The sequence below is a fragment of the Streptomyces sp. Rer75 genome (assembly GCF_013414305.1).
Classification (GTDB): Bacteria; Actinomycetota; Actinomycetes; order Streptomycetales; family Streptomycetaceae; genus Streptomyces; species Streptomyces himastatinicus.
Genome location: NZ_CP058693.1, coordinates 4,792,595 through 4,808,989, shown reverse-complemented (window position 1 = coordinate 4,808,989; position 16,395 = coordinate 4,792,595). Strand labels below are relative to the sequence as shown.

General features: G+C 71.7%; 15 protein-coding genes. 11 read left to right on the top strand and 4 right to left on the bottom strand.

Annotated features, from left to right (window positions below; genetic code table 11):
• Positions 1-24 precede the first annotated feature (24 nt).
• Positions 25-528, bottom strand: coding sequence for an ATP-binding protein (locus tag HYQ63_RS20240; protein ID WP_179935230.1), 504 nt, complete (start codon positions 526-528; stop codon positions 25-27).
• Between the two features lie 308 nt (positions 529-836).
• On the opposite strand from HYQ63_RS20240, the gene HYQ63_RS20235 reads away from it, so the two are divergent.
• The 7 genes from HYQ63_RS20235 (at position 837) to HYQ63_RS20205 (ending at position 8,078) form a co-directional block, all read left to right on the top strand.
• A complete protein-coding gene (locus tag HYQ63_RS20235; protein WP_179935229.1) occupies positions 837-1,700 on the top strand; it encodes a helix-turn-helix transcriptional regulator in 864 nt (287 codons plus the stop codon).
• A 90-nt stretch (positions 1,701-1,790) separates the two neighbouring features.
• Positions 1,791-3,248, top strand: a complete 1,458-nt coding sequence (locus HYQ63_RS20230) for an aldehyde dehydrogenase family protein (RefSeq protein ID WP_179935228.1) — start codon at positions 1,791-1,793, stop codon at positions 3,246-3,248.
• Positions 3,249-3,361: 113 nt separating this feature from the next.
• Positions 3,362-3,931, top strand: a complete 570-nt coding sequence (locus tag HYQ63_RS20225; protein WP_179935227.1) for a DinB family protein — start codon at positions 3,362-3,364, stop codon at positions 3,929-3,931.
• 58 nt (positions 3,932-3,989) lie between these two features.
• A complete protein-coding gene (locus HYQ63_RS20220) occupies positions 3,990-4,607 on the top strand; it encodes a PadR family transcriptional regulator (RefSeq protein WP_179935226.1) in 618 nt (205 codons plus the stop codon).
• 107 nt (positions 4,608-4,714) lie between these two features.
• Positions 4,715-5,797: an ATP-binding cassette domain-containing protein gene (locus HYQ63_RS20215; RefSeq protein WP_179935225.1), complete on the top strand. Its 1,083-nt coding sequence runs from the start codon at positions 4,715-4,717 to the stop codon at positions 5,795-5,797.
• The gene (locus HYQ63_RS20210; protein WP_179935224.1) at positions 5,794-6,579 is read left to right on the top strand and encodes an ABC transporter permease; all 786 of its coding nucleotides are present in this window, start codon (positions 5,794-5,796) and stop codon (positions 6,577-6,579) included. The genes HYQ63_RS20215 and HYQ63_RS20210 overlap by 4 nt, the downstream gene beginning before the upstream one ends.
• Positions 6,580-6,656: 77 nt before the next feature.
• Complete coding sequence (locus HYQ63_RS20205) at positions 6,657-8,078, top strand: hypothetical protein (RefSeq protein ID WP_179935223.1); 1,422 nt, start codon at positions 6,657-6,659, stop codon at positions 8,076-8,078.
• Positions 8,079-8,098: 20 nt separating this feature from the next.
• Here the strand turns inward: HYQ63_RS20205 and HYQ63_RS20200 are convergent, their stop codons facing one another.
• Entirely contained in the window at positions 8,099-9,511 is a 1,413-nt protein-coding gene (locus HYQ63_RS20200; protein WP_179935222.1) for a glutamate decarboxylase, read from the bottom strand.
• An 80-nt stretch (positions 9,512-9,591) separates the two neighbouring features.
• Positions 9,592-10,278 carry a leucine efflux protein LeuE gene (gene leuE, locus HYQ63_RS20195; protein WP_179935221.1) on the bottom strand — a complete coding sequence of 229 codons (687 nt, stop codon included), beginning with the start codon at positions 10,276-10,278 and terminating at the stop codon, positions 9,592-9,594.
• A gap of 125 nt (positions 10,279-10,403) precedes the next feature.
• Here leuE and HYQ63_RS20190 point away from each other — a divergent pair, with 125 nt between their 5' ends.
• The 3 genes from HYQ63_RS20190 (at position 10,404) to HYQ63_RS20180 (ending at position 14,002) form a co-directional block, all read left to right on the top strand.
• Positions 10,404-11,162, top strand: a complete 759-nt coding sequence (locus tag HYQ63_RS20190) for a MerR family transcriptional regulator (protein ID WP_179935220.1) — start codon at positions 10,404-10,406, stop codon at positions 11,160-11,162.
• Positions 11,163-11,357: 195 nt separating this feature from the next.
• Complete coding sequence (locus HYQ63_RS20185; protein WP_179935219.1) at positions 11,358-12,053, top strand: DedA family protein; 696 nt, start codon at positions 11,358-11,360, stop codon at positions 12,051-12,053.
• Positions 12,054-12,292: 239 nt separating this feature from the next.
• Positions 12,293-14,002 carry a threonine/serine exporter ThrE family protein gene (locus tag HYQ63_RS20180; protein ID WP_179935218.1) on the top strand — a complete coding sequence of 570 codons (1,710 nt, stop codon included), beginning with the start codon at positions 12,293-12,295 and terminating at the stop codon, positions 14,000-14,002.
• A 77-nt stretch (positions 14,003-14,079) separates the two neighbouring features.
• On the opposite strand, the gene HYQ63_RS20175 is transcribed toward HYQ63_RS20180, so the two are convergent.
• Complete coding sequence (locus HYQ63_RS20175) at positions 14,080-14,571, bottom strand: inorganic diphosphatase (protein ID WP_009716864.1); 492 nt, start codon at positions 14,569-14,571, stop codon at positions 14,080-14,082.
• Between the two features lie 248 nt (positions 14,572-14,819).
• Between HYQ63_RS20175 and dacB the strand changes: the two genes are divergently transcribed.
• Entirely contained in the window at positions 14,820-16,301 is a 1,482-nt protein-coding gene (gene dacB, locus HYQ63_RS20170; RefSeq protein ID WP_179940319.1) for a D-alanyl-D-alanine carboxypeptidase/D-alanyl-D-alanine-endopeptidase, read from the top strand.
• Positions 16,302-16,395 lie beyond the last annotated feature (94 nt).

Sequence of the window (16,395 nt, the reverse complement as noted above, 5' to 3'; positions counted from 1 at the left end):
GCTGACGCCGCACCGGGACGGAAGCTAGGTGCGGGGCAGGCGGAACAGGGCCCAGACGATCTTGCCGGGCAGCGTTCCGGCCAGCGGATGCCAGCCCCAGCCGTCGGTGAACGACTCCACCAGATACAGCCCCCGCCCGGACTCCTCGCAGGAGCCGGCCTCCCCGGCGACCGGTCCGGCCTCGCTGGGGTCGCGTACGGCGCACACCAGCCGTGAGGCGGAGTACATGAGGTGGAGCCGCACCAGGGGCGGTTCGGGTTCGTCCCCGGGCGGGCCGCCCGGCAGGACCCCGGCGACCGCGTGCCGCAGCGCGTTGGTGACCAGTTCGGAGACGACGAGGGCCACCTCGTCGAGCAGCTCGGGCAGGTCCCACTGCCGCAGCGTGGCCCCGGTGAACTGCCGCGCCCCCTTGACCGCGTCGTAGCGCGCCGGGAGCGAGCAGGAGACGGCGCCGGAGACGGCGGAGGGATCGATCGCGGGAAGCCCTCGCCACAACGGTTCCAGCAGGGCCGTACCTTCGCTCCCCATGCGAGCACTCCTGCATCCGTGGCCCTGACGAATCCTGGCCAGATCTCGTACGAGCTTGCACGTGCGCGTACCCCATGGTTTCGAATGCCGACGGCAGATGCAAGGGCAAATGCACGTGCACGCAGGGGTATTGAGGTAGTGCATGGCTCTTTGCCACACTTTCGTTCTACGCACATATGCGTAGGACTCCCGGTCGGGTAACCGCTTGGGCACAGACCGGAGCCCGGAAAGTGGCAGACTTCGGCCTGCCGGGTTGCGGGGGCCCATCGCCGGAAGAGCGCGTTCCGTACAGGGAGGGTCACGGACACATGACCGCAAGCGAGTCGAGTGGATCGGTGGTGCGCCGCATTCTCCTGGGCTCCCAACTCAGGCGGCTGCGCGAGGCCAGGGGTATCACCCGCGAGGCGGCGGGCTATTCGATCCGCGCCTCCGAATCCAAGATCAGCCGGATGGAACTGGGCCGGGTGAGCTTCAAGGCGCGCGACATCGAGGACCTGCTCACCCTGTACGGGGTCGCCGAGGAGGCGGAGCGCGCGGCGCTGCTCGGCCTCGCCCGCGAGGCCAACCTCACCGGCTGGTGGCACAGTTACGGCGATGTGCTGCCGGGCTGGTTCCAGACGTACGTCGGGCTGGAGGGCGCCGCCTCGCACCTCGCCGTCTACGAGGTCCAGTTCATCCACGGCCTGCTCCAGACCGAGGGCTACGCCCACGCCGTGGTCACCCGGGGCCAGCCGCAGGCGTGCGAGTCCGAGGTGGAGCGGCGGGTCGCGCTGCGGCTGGAGCGGCAGAAGCTGCTGGTCTCCGAGCGGGCTCCGGCGTTCCACGTGGTGCTGGACGAGGCCGCGCTGCGCCGCCCGTACGGTGGACCGGAGGTGATGCGCGCCCAGCTGCGGCACCTCCTCTCCGTCTCCGAGCAGCCGAACGTGACGCTCCAGGTGATGCCGTTCGCGTTCGGCGGGCACGCGGGGGAGAGCGGTGCGTTCACCCTGCTCCGGTTCCCGGAGTCCGATCTGCCGGACGTCGTCTATCTGGAACAGCTCACCAGCGCGCTCTACCTGGACAAGCCCGATGAAGTGGGGCAGTACGAGCGGGCGTTGGAGCGGCTGGGGGCGGACAGCCTGTCCCCGGAGAAGAGCCGGGACCTGCTCGGGGGGCTCCTGCGCGAGGTCTGACCGATCAGTAGGATGACGCCCTGTCAGGAATACCCCCCACGTGTTCGCGGGTGTCCGACTGCGGTCCCGCGTCCTCCAGATAGGGATGGCATGTCCTACTTCTCCGAGTTGGCCTTTCAGTACATCGGCGGTGAGTGGCGCACCGGCAGCGGTTCCTGGGACATCGTCGACTTCAACCCGTACGACGGGGAGAAGCTGGCCTCGATCACCGTGGCCACCGTCGACGAGGTCGACCTCGCCTACCGCACCGCCGAGCGGGCCCAGCCGGAGTGGGCGGCCCGCAACCCGTACGCCCGGCGGGCGGTCTTCGAGCGGGCGCTGCGCGTCATCGAGGAGCGCGAGAAGGAACTGACCGAGACGATCATCGCGGAGTGCGGCGGCACCCACGTCAAGGCGGGCTTCGAACTGCACCTCGCCAAGGAGTTCCTGCGCGAGGCGGTCCAGCTGGCGCTGCGCCCCGAGGGCCGCATCCTGCCGTCGCCCGACGACGGCAAGGAGAACCGCCTCTACCGGGTGCCGGTCGGCGTCGTCGGCGTGATCAGCCCGTTCAACTTCCCCTTCCTGCTGTCGCTGAAGTCGGTCGCCCCAGCGCTGGCCCTCGGCAACTCCGTCGTCCTCAAGCCGCACCAGAACACCCCGATATGCGGCGGCGGTATGGTCGCGAAGATCTTCGAGGAGGCCGGGCTTCCGGCCGGGCTGCTCAATGTGGTCGTCACCGACATCGCGGAGATCGGTGACGCCCTGATCGAGCACCCGGTCCCGAAGGTCATCTCGTTCACCGGCTCCGACCGGGTGGGCCGCCATGTCGCCACCGTCGCGGCCTCGCACTTCAAGCGCTCCATCCTGGAGCTGGGCGGCAACAGCGCCCTGATCGTGCTGGACGACGCCGACCTCGACTACGCGGTGGACGCCGCGGTGTTCAGCCGCTTCGTCCACCAGGGGCAGGTCTGCATGGCCGCCAACCGAGTGCTGGTGGACCGGGCGGTGGAGCGCGCGTTCACCGAGAAGTTCGTGGCCAAGGTGAAGACGCTGACGGTGGGCGACCCGGGCGATCCGGCCACCCACATCGGCCCGCTGATCAACGAGAGCCAGGCCGAGGCCATCACCGCGCTCGTCGACCAGACGATCGCCGACGGCGCGACCGCGCTGGTGCGGGGGCGGGCCGACGGCACCCTGGTGGAGCCGACCGTCCTCGGCGACGTCCCCGAGGGCTCGGCGATCCTCCGCCAGGAGGTCTTCGGCCCGGTCGTGGTGCTGATCCCGTTCGACGGTGACGAGGAGGCCGTCCGGATCGCCAACGACACCGACTACGGCCTCAGCGGCGCCGTGCACACGGGCGACATCGAGCGCGGGGTGCGCCTCGCCAAGCGCGTCCACACCGGCATGATCCATGTGAACGACAGCACCGTGCACGACGAGCCGATCGTGCCCTTCGGCGGCGAGAAGCACTCGGGGGTCGGGCGGCTCAACGGGGAGTCGATGATCGAGGACTTCACCACCACCAAGTGGATCTCGATCCAGCACGGCCGCAGCCAGTTCCCGTTCTGATGCTTCTATGACGTCAGGAGGCTTGCGGACAGAACCTGACCGCAAGCCTCCCTAATGTGGGGTTCATCGAAGGGCACCCGACCCGGGCGCCCTCCTCGTGAAAGGCGGCAGCCATGCCCACCGTCGTGAACCCCGAAGCCTGCAAGGACGAGCGCACCGCGCTGCTGGCCTATCTGGACGCGCAGCGCGGCGGCATCCGGCGCGCCGTGCACGGTCTGACCGAGGAGCAGGCCCGCAGCGCGCCCAGCGCGAGCGCGCTCTCCCTGGCCGGGCTGATCAAGCACGTGACAGCCGCCGAGCTGGGCTGGATTCGCACGGGCCAGGGGAATGCGGACCGGTTGTCGAAGGAGACGCTGGCGGATTTCGAGGCCGGATTCGTCCCCACGGCCGACGAGACCGTGCCGGTGCTGCTGGAGCGGTACGAGGAGGTGGCGCGCGAGACCGAGGCCGCCGTGCGCGCGCTGTCCTCGCTGGACGAGACGTTCGAGGCGCCCCGCTACCCCTGGGACGAGGGCGGTACCCGGACCTGGCGCTGGCTGGTCCTCCACCTGATTCAGGAGGTCGCCCGGCACGCGGGGCACGCGGACGTCATCCGCGAGACGATCGACGGGAAGGGCGCGTTCGATCTGGTCTTCGAGACCGGTGCGATGCCCGAGCCCGATTGGTCGCTCATGGAGGGCTGACACCCCTACTCTGGACCCCAGCGCAGGTCAGGCGGGGGCAGGATGGGGAGACGGGCACATGTCAGCGATCCGGCTGCTGGTGCTGGGAGCGGTGCGCCAGCACGGGCGCGCACACGGCTATCAGGTCCGTAACGACCTGGAGTTCTGGGGCGCGCACGAGTGGTCCAACGCCAAACCCGGATCGATTTATCACGCGCTCAAACAGATGGCGAAGCAGGGCCTGATGCGCGCCCACGACGTGGCCCCGAGCACCGTCGGCGGCCCGCCGCGCACCGAGTACGAGCTGACCGCGGCGGGCGAGGAGGAGTACTTCAAGCTGCTGCGGGACGCCCTGCTGCGGCACGACCAGAAGATCGATGAGCTGACGGCCGGGGTCGGGTTCATCGTGGACCTGCCCCGTGCCGAGGCCATCGCGCTGCTGAAGGAGCGGGTGGCGGCGCTGGAGGGGTGGCGGGCCGAGGTCACCCGGCACTGGTCGCCGCCGCAGGACAGCCCCGACGAGTGGGGCCACATCGGCGAGATCATGAAGTTCTGGGTGCACTCGGCCGACAGCGGGGCCGAGTGGACCCGCGGGCTGATCGAGCGGCTGGAAGGCGGGGCGTACGTCATGGCGGGCGAGGGGGAGCGCTCGGTGGACGTCCTGCCGGACGGGGCGCCGAACCCGCACGTGGAGTAATTCCGACAGTAATCAAGTTTGACTAGACCCGGATCGGGGAGTACCTTCCGGTGGCTCGTAGTCAAATTTGACTAATGCGGCTCATTGCGGAGCGAGAGGGGAAGACCGTGGCCGACAGCGATCCCGCGATCGTCGTCGAAGGACTGCGCAAGACCTACGGAGCACAGCGAGCCGGAGCGAAACGGGTCGGAGGAAAACCTGCCCTGGCCGGACTCGACCTGACCGTCCCGTCCGGCACCGTGCACGCCGTGCTCGGCCCCAACGGCGCGGGCAAGACCACCTGCGTCCGCATCCTGGCCACCCTGCTGCGCCACGACGGCGGCCGCGCCGAGGTCGCCGGGTACGACGTGCTGCGCCACCCCGACGAGGTCCGCCACCGCATCGGGCTGCTCGGCCAGCACGCAGCGGTGGACGAGGAGCTGAGCGGGCGGCAGAACCTGGAGATGTTCGGCCGCCTCCACCACCTCGGTGGGCGGCGCGCGGCGGCCCGCGCGGACGAGCTGCTGGAGCGGTTCGGGCTCGGCGACACCGGCACCAAGGCCGTCGGCCGGTACAGCGGCGGCATGCGGCGGCGGCTGGACCTGGCCGCGAGCCTCATCGTGCGGCCCCGGGTGCTCTTCCTGGACGAGCCCACCACCGGGCTCGACCCGCGCGGCCGCACCGAGGTGTGGCAGTCGGTCCGCTCCCTGGTCGGTGACGGTACGACGGTCCTGCTCACCACCCAGTACCTGGAGGAGGCCGACCAACTCGCCGACCGCGTCTGCGTGGTCGACCACGGCCGGGCCGTCGCGGACGACACGACCGACCAGCTCAAGGCCCGCATCGGCGGGGACCGCATCGACGTCGTGCTGCGCGACGCCGGCCAACTGGCCGCCGCCGCCTCGGTGATCGGCATGGCCACCCGCGCCGCCTCGGTCGAGACCGACCCCGACCGGCGACGGATCGGCGCCCGGGTCACCGACCGGGTCGCCGCCCTCACCGAGACCGTACGGGCGCTGGACGCGGCCGGGATCGAGGCGGAGGACATCGCCCTGCGCCGCCCCACCCTCGACGAGGTGTTCCTGCACCTCACCGGCGAGCGGACGGACGGACAGACCGGCGACGGGCCAGGCGCCGAGACCCACGGCGAGACCCGCGACGAGACCCGCGTGAAGACCGCCGCCATGACCGAAGAGGAGACGTCCGTATGACCGCCATGACCCTCGTCGACTCCTGGACCATGACCCGCCGCGGCCTCGCCCACTGGGCCCGCCAGCCCGTCCAGGTGGTCGTCGGCCTGGTCTTCCCGGTGATGATGCTGCTGATGTTCGCGTACTTCCTCGGCGGCGGGATGACCGTCCCGGGCGGCGGCAACTACAAGCACTACCTGGTGCCGGGCATGCTCGCCCTCACCATGGCCTTCGGCCTCGAAGCCACCATGCTCGCGATCACCCAGGACCTCAACAAGGGCGTCATCGACCGCTTCCGCTCCCTGCCGATGGCCTCCTCCGCGGTGCTGATCGGGCGCAGTGTGCTGGACATGCTCCAGTCCGCGCTCAGCCTGCTGCTCCTCATCGGGGTCGGGCTCGCGATGGGCTGGCGCTGGCACGGCGGCATTGACGACGTGCTGTACGCGGTCGGGCTGCTGCTCTGGCTGCGCTTCGCGATGCTGTGGATCGGCATCTATCTCGGCCTGCTCGCCGGGCGCCCCGAACTCGTGCAGGCCGTGCAGATCCTGGTCTGGCCGATCGGCTTCCTGTCCAACGTCTTCGCCGCGCCCGAGTCGATGCCCGACTGGATCGGTTCGATCGCGGCGTGGAACCCGATGTCGGCGACGGCCACCGCGGTCCGCGACCTGTTCGGGAGCCCCGGGGGCCACGGCGCATCGTGGGCCGCGGACCACGCCGGACTCCTCGCGGTCTGCTGGCCGTTGGCGCTCCTCGTCGTCTTCTTCCCGCTCGCCGTGGCCCGTTACCGGGGGCTCAGCCGCTGAGCGTCCGACCCGCCGTCCCCGATGCCACGTATGTCACACCCCCACCCGACGTCGCCGGATGCGGATACGGTGCACGTATGGGGAACGACACGGCGGGCACGGGGGCGGCACGGACGAGCGGGCCCGGTTACGCCCTGCTCCTCGCCGCCGGTCCGATGGGCAAGCAGCGGCTGATGGACGCGGCCGCCGCGCTGCCACAGCTCGCGGCCGTGCCTCCGGCCGCGCTGCTGGGCACGCCCGGCGGCGCCAGCGTCGTCCAACTCGTGGACCCCGCCGATCCGCAGACCGTGCTCACGCACCTGCGGACGGCGGCCGCCCACCCGGGCCCGGTGCTCATCTATCTCGCGGGCCAGCTCACCCTCGACCACAAGCAGCGGCTGCCGCACCTCGCGCTGGCCCGTACGACGCCGAGGACCGCCCGCTACACCGCGCTGCCGTGGCACTGGCTGGCCGCCGAGCTGGCCCAGCGGCCGCCGGGCAGCACCACGGTGCTCACCGACCTGGTGGCCGACGAGACCGCCTGGCCGCGGCTGTCCGACGGGCGGCTGCCGGTCGCCACGCTCGCGGGCGGGCTGACGCTGTACGGGACGATCGCCCCCGCCCCGCCCAAGCGCCAACTCGCGGCGCCTGTCTACAGCCGCGCCCTCGCCGGGCTGCTGCGCGGCGAGGGCGAGGGCAGCCCGCCGTTCGCCCTGCTGCACCAGCAGGCCGCCGCCGAGGCCGGGCTGGGCGCCGGGCCCGGACTGCTGCTGGGCGCGCCGGTGGAGGGCTACGCGGCGTACGAGGCGTCGGGGACGTACGGGGCACCCGGGGCGTACGAGTCGCCCGGCGCGTACGAGCCGCCCGGGACGCATGGGGCGCACAGGACGCACGAGACCCAGAGTCCACACCAACACCAGCAGCCCCAGGGAGGACCGGCCGCACCGGGCGGCGCGGCGCCGTCCGCCTCGTCGCCCCCGCCCGGGCCCCCGCCCATGGGCGCCGCGCCCGCCCCCGGGAGCGCCCCGGTGCCGGAGTCCATACCGGCCCGGCGGTCCGACCCCGTACGACGGGCGCCCGAGCCCGTTCCCGATCCGCACGCCGCGATCTTCGAGGCCGCGCACGCCGGACGCCACAGCGAGGCCGCCTCGATGGCCGCCGCCTGGGAGCAGGAGGCCCTCCGGTCGGCCGGGCCGCGCTCCTCCGACGCGATCCACTGGCTGGAGGTCCGCGCCGACCTCGCCCGGATCGCCGGGGATCCGGCCCGCGCGTGTGAGCTGTGGCTGGCGGTGGCCGACGCCCGGCTGGGCAATGGCGAGCCGACCGGGCACCCCGAGGTGGAGGGCGCCGTGGACCGGGCCCACCACCAGTGGCAGTTCGTCCAGGAACCGGCCCGGGCGCATGCCCTCGCGCCGATGCTGATCGACCTGCGGGGCCGGGTGCCGGGCCGGAGGCCGGGCGCCCTGGAGGCCGTACGGCGCAGGGTCGAGCTGCTCCGCGCCACCGCTCAGGCGGGCTGACCCCCCGGCGGGCACCCTGCTCAGTGGTGGAAGGCCGTGGCGACCTCCGCGGGCCGCTCCATCGGCGCCGACTGCTTCCGCAGTTCGGGCAGGAGCGTCCGCAGGTCGTCCAGGAAGAGGTCGGACAGGTCCGCCGAGAAGCCGTTGCGGCACACCACCCGCAGCACCGACAGGTCCTGGCGGTTCGCCGGGAACGAGTACGCGGGCACCAGCCAGCCGTGTTCGCGCAGCCGCCGCGACACGTCGTACACGTCGAAGTTGGTGATCTCCTCCGCCGTCGTGAAGGCGAAGACCGGCAGCTCGTCGCCGCGCGTGAGCATCCTGAAGTCGCCCAGCTCCGCGATCCGTGTCGAGAGCGAGCAGGCCACGTCGCGGGAGGTCTGCTGGACGGCGCGGTAGCCGTCCCGGCCCAGCCGCAGGAAGGTGTAGTACTGGGCGGCCACCTGGGCGCCGGGCCGGGAGAAGTTGAGCGCGAAGGTCGGCATCTCGCCGCCCAGGTAGTTGACCCGGAAGACCAGCTCCTCGGGCAGGCACTCCGGTGTACGCCACAGCGCCCAGCCCACCCCCGGGTAGACCAGCCCGTACTTGTGCCCCGAGGTGTTGATGGAGGAGACGCGGGGCAGCCGGAAGTCCCACATCAGGTCGGGGTCGAGGAACGGCGCCACCATCGCGCCCGAGGCGCCGTCCACATGGACCGGTACGTCGAGCCCGGTGCGCTCCTGGAGGTCGTCCAGGGCCGCGCACACCTCGGCGACCGGCTCGTACGACCCGTCGAAGGTCGAGCCGAGGACGGTGACGACCCCGATGGTGTTCTCGTCGCACAGTTCGGCGGCGGCCCCGGGGGCGAGGTGGAACCGGTTGCCCTCCATGGGCACTTGCCGCGGTTCCACCTCCCAGTAGGCGCAGAACTTCTCCCAGCACACCTGGGTGTTGATCCCCATGACCAGATTGGGCCGGGCGGTGGCCGGATAGCGGACGGGGTTCCGCTTGGCCCAGCGCCGCTTGAAGGCCAGTCCGGCGAGCATGCACGCTTCGCTCGACCCCGTCGTGGAGCAGCCCATCACCGCATGCGGGTCGGGTGTGTGCCACAGGTCGGCCAGGATGGCCACACAGCGCCGCTCCAGCTCCGCGGTGCGCGGGTACTCATCCTTGTCGATCATGTTCTTGTCCCGGCAGTCGGACATCAGCCGCCCCGCCTGTGCCTCCATCCAGGTGGTGACGAAGGTGGCGAGATTCTGACGGGCGTTGCCGTCGAGCATCAGCTCGTCGTGCACCAGCTGGTACGCGGCCGAGGGGGCCATGGGCCCGTCCGGCAGGCAGCGGCGCGGCGGGTTCGTCGTCATGCCGCTGACCGGATCGGCCACGCCGTAGAAGGGGTTGACCGAGATGTCGGGCCGCTTTGCCGCGCCGTGCCTGTCGCCGTGAAGTGCCATGCTCATTAAATTACGGACATATGGCGCAAATACCCGGATCACGCGCCGCCCGGATCACGCGCCGCCCGGATCCCGCGCCGTCAGCCCGCGCTGCTGAGCGACAGCTTCGCCGCGAAGCCCAGGAACGCCGCCCCCGCGCCCGCCGACAGCCCGGCCGTCAGCCGCTTGCGCCGCCGGAAGACGGCCGCGAGATACGTACCGCCGAAGATCAGCAGCGACAGATAGGTGATGCTGAACAGCTGCGCCCAGAGGCCCAGCGCCACGAAGGACAGCGCCGGATGGGCGTACTCCGGATCGACGAACTGCACGAAGAAGGAGATGAAGAACAGGATCGCCTTCGGGTTCAGCAGGCTCACGACCAGCGCCCGGCGATAGGGCCGCTCGACCGCCCCGGACGCCACGCCGTCCTCGGCACCCGCGCCGTCCGTCTCGGCCGCCTCGGCCGTCCGCGCGCTGCCCGGACCCTGGCGCCACAGCTTCCGCGCCCCGCGCAGCATGCCCACCGCGAGCCAGGTCAGATAGCCCGCACCGGCGAACTTCACCACGGCGAAGAGCGCCGGGCTCGCCTGGAGCAGCGACGCCACGCCGCCCGCGGACAGCGTCATCAGCACGGCGTCCCCGCACAGCACCCCGCCCGCCGCCCGGTAGGCGGTGCGGGGGCCGCGGCGGGCGGCGACCGACACCACATAGAGCGAGTTCGGGCCCGGCAGCAGGATGATCAGCGCAAGGCCCGCCAGATACGTCGAAAGATCGGTTATCCCCAGCACGATCGGCAGGATGCCAGGGAGCGTGCATGTCCCCCACAGGATTTCGGCATCCGGACTTGCACCTCACGCGACGTGAGGCGCCACCGTGGAGCCCGTAACGGAACACCAGGAGAGCGGACCAGGTCATGAGCTATTCGGTGGGACAGGTCGCGGGCTTCGCCGGGGTGACGGTGCGCACGCTGCACCACTACGACGAGATCGGGCTGCTGCGCCCGAGCGCCCGCAGCACGGCCGGGCACCGGCGGTACGACGACGCCGACCTCGACCGGCTCCAGGGCATCCTGTTCTACCGGGAGCTCGGCTTTCCGCTCGACGAGGTGGCGGTCCTCCTCGACGACCCGGACGCGGACCCGCGGGCCCACCTGCGGCGTCAGCACTCGCTGCTGACCGGCCGGATCGAGCAGCTCCAGAAGATGGCCGCCGCCGTCGAACGCGCCATGGAGGCACGGAAGATGGGCATCAATCTGACCCCCGAGGAGAAGTTCGAGGTCTTCGGCGACTTCGACCCGGACCAGTACGCGGACGAGGTCGAGGAGCGCTGGGGCGACACCGAGGCGTACCGGGAGTCGCAGCGCAAGGCGGCCACGTACACCAAGGAGGACTGGCAGCGGATCCAGGCCGAGAGCGACGCGATCAACGACCGCTTCATCGCGCTGATGGAGTCGGGCACCGCGCCGGAGTCCGAGGCCGCGATGGATCTCGCCGAGGAGCACCGGCAGTGGATCAGCCGGAACCACTACGACTGCCCCCACCAGGCCCATGCCTGCATCGCCGAGATGTATGTGACGGACCACCGCTTCACCGAGAACATCGACAAGGCCAAGCCGGGGCTCGCCGCGTACCTCCGGGGTGCGATCCTGGCCAACGCGGAGCGCCACGGCTGAGGGGGCCTCGGGCGTGAGGGGGCCTCGGGTGAGGGGGCGGGCGGACAGCGGGAACCACGGGCACGCACACGGCGTTGATAGCTTTGGGCGGCACACTGCGAAGCGATGAACCCCGCAGCAGTCCGTACCCCGACCCTGCGGCCGGGCCTCGCACGAGCACGAGCCTGCACCCCTCGACCCAGGAGCCTGTGACCCGTGACCACCCTCGCGCTCGGCCCTCAGTGGCTGGACCCGGACTATCTGATCGAAACCTTCGGGCTGCTCGGCGTGCTGGCCATCGTCTTCGCGGAGTCCGGCCTGCTCATCGGCTTCTTCCTGCCGGGCGACTCGCTGCTGTTCACCACCGGACTGCTGGTCACCACCGATGTGATCAAGCAGGAGCTGTGGCTGGTGTGCGTGGGCGTCGCCGTCGCGGCGATCATCGGTGACCAGGTCGGATATCTCTTCGGCCGGAAGGTCGGCCCGGCGCTGTTCAAGCGCCCGGACTCCAAGTTCTTCAAGCAGGAGAACGTGGAGAAGGCGCATGAGTTCTTCGAGAAGCACGGCCCGAAGTCGCTGATCCTGGCCCGCTTCGTGCCCATCGTGCGGACGTTCACGCCGATCATCGCGGGCGTGAGCCGGATGAACTACCGCTCCTTCATCATCTTCAACATCGTCGGCGGTGTGCTGTGGGGCTCGGGCGTCACCCTGCTGGGCGCGGCGCTCGGCAAGGTCGACTTCGTCCACAAGCACATCGAGCTGATCCTGGTCGGCATCGTCCTGCTGTCCGTCATCCCGATCGTGATCGAGTTCATGCGGGCCCGCAGCCAGTCCAAGAAGGCGGCCGCCGAGGCACCGGCCGGGCCGGTGGCCGACCAGCAGGGGCCGCGCGGCCGCCACGCCAAGCGCTGACCGGGCGGCGCGCCGGGCGCTGACCGGCCGCCACGCCGGGCGCCGCCCGTCCCGGCGTTCCCGTCCGGCGCGAATCTTCACCGTCGCTTCACAGGCGTCACTCCACTACACACCCGTCGCACACGCTGCCCCCGCTCCCACTCGGCGGCCACCTCCCCGCACAATGGGCTTCGGTGGCCGCCGATGATGCATCGTGGCTGCTGGAAGAAGTGACGGGGAGGCGGTCGAGGAGCGAGGCAGTGGGGTCGGACCGACAGTACGGGCAGCGTGGCGCGGGCACGCAGGACGCGGATACGGCGGAGAACCGCAAGCCGCAGTCCGATGAGGCGCACAGCGCCTTCACACCGCCCCAGGGCGTACCGAGGCCGCCCTCGCCCGATGGCGAGCACCCGACCTCGGAGTTCGCCATCCCCCAGGGGCTGGCCACCGAACTGACCGCACCCGAGCCCGAGAGCTCGGCCTTCGTGCCGCCCGCCGGGGTCACCACGTCGGCCAACCAGACCACCGGCGGCTTCCCGGCCTTCACGCCGCCGAACGGCATACCCATGGTCCGGCTGACCAAGGATTCGCCCTGGCAGGACCGGATGCGCACGATGCTGCGGATGCCGATCAGCGAGCGCCCGACACCGGCCGAGCGCCCCGATCCGCAGGACGACACGGGCCCCGCCGTCCCCCGTGTGCTCGATCTCACTCTCCGCATCGCCGAGCTGCTCCTCGCGGGCGGCGAGGGCGCCGAGGACGTCGAGGCGGCGATGCTCGGCGTGGCGCACGCGTACGGGCTCCACCGCTGCGAGCCCACCGTGACCTTCACCCTGCTGTCGGTCAGCTACCAGCCCTCGCTGGTCGACGACCCCGTCACCGCCAGCCGTACGGTGCGCCGCCGGGGCACCGACTACAACCGGCTGGCCGCCGTCTTCCGGCTCGTCGACGACATCACCTCGCAGGACGACTTCACCCTGGAGGAGGCGTACCGCCGGCTCGCCGAGATCCGCCGTAACCGCCACCCGTACCCCGGCTGGGCGCTCACCGTGGCCGCCGGCGGGCTGGCGGGCGCGGCGAGCATGCTGGTCGGCGGTGCGTGGCCGGTGTTCTTCGCGGCGGCGATCGGCGCGATGCTGGGCGACCGGCTGGCGTGGCTGGCGTCCGGGCGCGGACTGCCGGAGTTCTACCAGTTCGTGGTCGCGGCGATGCCGCCCGCCGCGATGGGCATCGCGCTCAGCCTCATGGGCGCGGGACTCCAGTCGTCCGCGGTGATCACCGGTGGGCTGTTCGCGCTGATCCCCGGGCGGGCCCTGGTGGCGAGCGTCCAGGACGGGCTGACCGGGTATTACATCACCGCCGCCGCCCGGCTGCTGGAGGTCGGCTACCTGATCGTCGGCATCGTCTGCGGCGTGCTCACCGTGCTGTACGGCGGGCTCCAGCTGAACGCCAAGCTGAACCCGGAGGCGGCGCTGGTGGGACAGCCGGAGCCGGTCACCCAGATACTGGCGGCGATGCTGCTGGCGCTGACGTTCTGCATCCTGCTCCAGCAGGAACGTCACACCGTGCTGTTCGCCACCCTCAACGGCGGGGTCGCCTGGGTGGTCTACGGCGCGCTCGCCGACACCGCCAACGTGCCGCCGGTCGCCGCCACGACCGTGGCCGCCGGGCTGGTCGGCCTCTTCGGGCAGTTGCTCTCCCGCTACCGCTACGCGTCGGCGCTCCCGTACGTCACGGCGGCGATCGGGCCGCTGCTGCCCGGTAGCGCGACGTACTTCGGACTGCTCGCGCTCGCCCAGGGAAATCTGGACCGCGGCATCCCCCACCTCACCCAGGCGGCAGCACTGGCCCTGGCGATCGCCATCGGGGTGAACCTGGGTGGCGAGGCGGCCCGGCTGTTCCTCAAGATCCCCGGCAGCGGGGACGACCCCTCGGGGCGTCGCGCGGCCAAGCGCACCCGCGGCTTCTGACCTGCGGCTGCCCTGCTCTGACCTGCGCAAACGACGAACGGGCCGACCTTGTGGTCGGCCCGTTCGGGTGTCGGGGCTCAGTGGCCGCCGGACGCCTCCAGGCGCTTGATGGACGCCTCGACCTCGGCCTCGGCCTCGGCGCGCCCCACCCAGTTGGCCCCCTCGACCGACTTGCCGGGCTCCAGGTCCTTGTAGACCTCGAAGAAGTGCTGGATCTCCAGGCGGTCGAACTCCGACACGTGGTGAATGTCACGCAGATGCTCGACCCGCGGGTCCGACGCGGGCACGCACAGCAGCTTGTCGTCGCCGCCCGCCTCGTCGGTCATCCTGAACATGCCGATCGCACGGCACTTGATCAGGCAGCCGGGGAACGTCGGCTCGTCGAGAATGACCAGGGCATCCAGCGGGTCGCCATCCTCGCCGAGGGTGTTCTCGACAAAGCCGTAATCCGCCGGGTAGCTGGTCGAAGTGAAGAGTCGACGGTCGAGACGGATGCGCCCCGTCTCGTGGTCCACCTCGTACTTGTTCCGCGAACCCTTCGGGATCTCGATGGTGACGTCGAACTCCACGGGTGGCTCCTCCATGATCAACACATACGTCTGGTGATTAAGTGTCCCCCACGCAGGTGTGTGGTGGCGAAAGGGGCTGGTCCGTCGTGCCTGAAGCCAGATCACGGCAGTTCAGGGAGTTGCTCGCGCGCGGGCGGACCCTCGTGCGGGACCAGTGGCGCCGCGTCGCCGCCGTCGGAGTCCGGCTCCGCGACCGCTGGTGGAACCGCCCGGTCCGTACCCGGCCGTGGCACGGCCGGGTCCGCGAACTGTGGCGCCGCACCGGGCTCCACGACCGCTGGCAGCGCACCCCGCCCCAACAGCGTGGCACCTGGCGGCTGGTGGCCCTCTCCGGCACGGTCGGCCTCGCCGTCGCGGCCGGAGCGGTGCTCGCCGCCGGGCCCTGGGACACCGGCCAGCGTACGGCCGAACGCGCCCGGGCCGCCCGCGGACCGGCCGCGGGTGGCGAGCGTCACCCCGGCAAGGCCGTCCCCAGCGCCGCGCCCGTGCTGGCCGCCCTCGGCGCGCCCGGCGCCGTGCCGTCGCCGGACAGCGGCGAGGACGCGGTGCCGCCGCCCACCGGCGGCGGGCTCGCCGACGCCCTGGAACCACTGCTGGACGACCCCGCGCTGGGCGGCGACCGCTCGGCGTCCGTCGTGGACGTGACGACGGGACAGCAGGTGTTCGGGACCGGCGCGAAGGACGCCGTGGTGCCCGCGTCGACCATCAAGCTGGCGACCGGCGCCGCCGCGCTCTCCGCCCTCGGCCCCGACTACCGGATCAAGACCACCGTGGTCCAGGGCGACGACGGCATCGTGCTCGTCGGCGGCGGCGACCCGACCCTCACCGCCCGCGACGCCAAGGGCACCGACCGCCCCGCCTCGCTGCGCGCCCTGGCCGACGACACCGCCCGCGCCCTCAAGAAGCGCGGCGCGACGTCCGTCCGGCTCGGATACGACACCTCGCTCTACTCCGGGCCCGGGCTGCACCCCATCGGCCCCAACGAGAACATCTCGCCCGTCACCCCGCTGATGGCCGACGAGGGCCGCCTCGACGACAGCGACCACGGCCCGGCCGCGCGCTCCGAGGACCCCGCCGCCGACGCGGCGGGAACGTTCGCCTCGATGCTGCGCGACCGCGGCGTCGACGTGACCGGGGACCCGCGGGAACGGGAGGCCGGAAAGCGCCCCCGTCCGCTGGCCACCGTCCGCTCCCAGCCGCTGTCCGCGCTCGTCGAGCGGATGCTGACCAACAGCGACAACGACATCGCCGAGGCCCTGGCCCGGCAGACCGCCGTCGCCGCCGGTGACCCCGCGAGCTTCGACGGCGCGGCGAAGGCCGTGACCGCCCGGCTGAAGAAGCTCCGGCTGCCGGTCTCCGGCGCCCGGATCGCGGACGGCAGCGGGCTCGACCGCGATGACCACGTCTCCGCCGCGCTGCTCGCCCAGGTGCTGGTGCGGGCCGCGGACATCGGCCACCCCGAGCTGCGGCCGCTGCTCACCGGGCTGCCGGTGGCCGGATTCAGCGGCACCCTGCGCACCCGCTACGACGCGGACACCGTGGGCCGCGGCGTGGTGCGCGCCAAGACCGGCACCCTGACCGGGGTCAACACCCTGGCGGGCAGCGTCGTGGACGCCGACGGGCGGCTCCTGGTCTTCGCGTTCATGACCAACGGCACCACCGACCCCGAGGGCGCCCAGCGGGCCCTGGACACCATGGCCTCGGCGCTCGCGAACTGCGGATGCCGGTGAGGCGGGGCGAGCCGGAGGTGACGCGTCGCCCGGTCGGGCCGGGGGCGGCCGCGTGTGCGGGGGAGTCGTCTCCTCCCGGATGGGGCGCGGGCCA

Bases quoted from the DNA above. Each gene is read 5' to 3' on its own strand.
- HYQ63_RS20220 (WP_179935226.1), top strand. From the start codon at position 3,990: ATGTCAGCGATCCGGCTGCTGGTGCTGGGAGCGGTGCGCCAGCACGGG.
- HYQ63_RS20240 (WP_179935230.1), bottom strand. From the start codon at position 528: ATGGGGAGCGAAGGTACGGCCCTGCTGGAACCGTTGTGGCGAGGGCTT.
- HYQ63_RS20235 (WP_179935229.1), top strand. From the start codon at position 837: ATGACCGCAAGCGAGTCGAGTGGATCGGTGGTGCGCCGCATTCTCCTG.
- HYQ63_RS20230 (WP_179935228.1), top strand. From the start codon at position 1,791: ATGTCCTACTTCTCCGAGTTGGCCTTTCAGTACATCGGCGGTGAGTGG.
- HYQ63_RS20190 (WP_179935220.1), top strand. From the start codon at position 10,404: ATGAGCTATTCGGTGGGACAGGTCGCGGGCTTCGCCGGGGTGACGGTG.
- HYQ63_RS20205 (WP_179935223.1), top strand. From the start codon at position 6,657: ATGGGGAACGACACGGCGGGCACGGGGGCGGCACGGACGAGCGGGCCC.
- HYQ63_RS20200 (WP_179935222.1), bottom strand. From the start codon at position 9,511: ATGGCACTTCACGGCGACAGGCACGGCGCGGCAAAGCGGCCCGACATC.
- HYQ63_RS20210 (WP_179935224.1), top strand. From the start codon at position 5,794: ATGACCGCCATGACCCTCGTCGACTCCTGGACCATGACCCGCCGCGGC.
- HYQ63_RS20225 (WP_179935227.1), top strand. From the start codon at position 3,362: ATGCCCACCGTCGTGAACCCCGAAGCCTGCAAGGACGAGCGCACCGCG.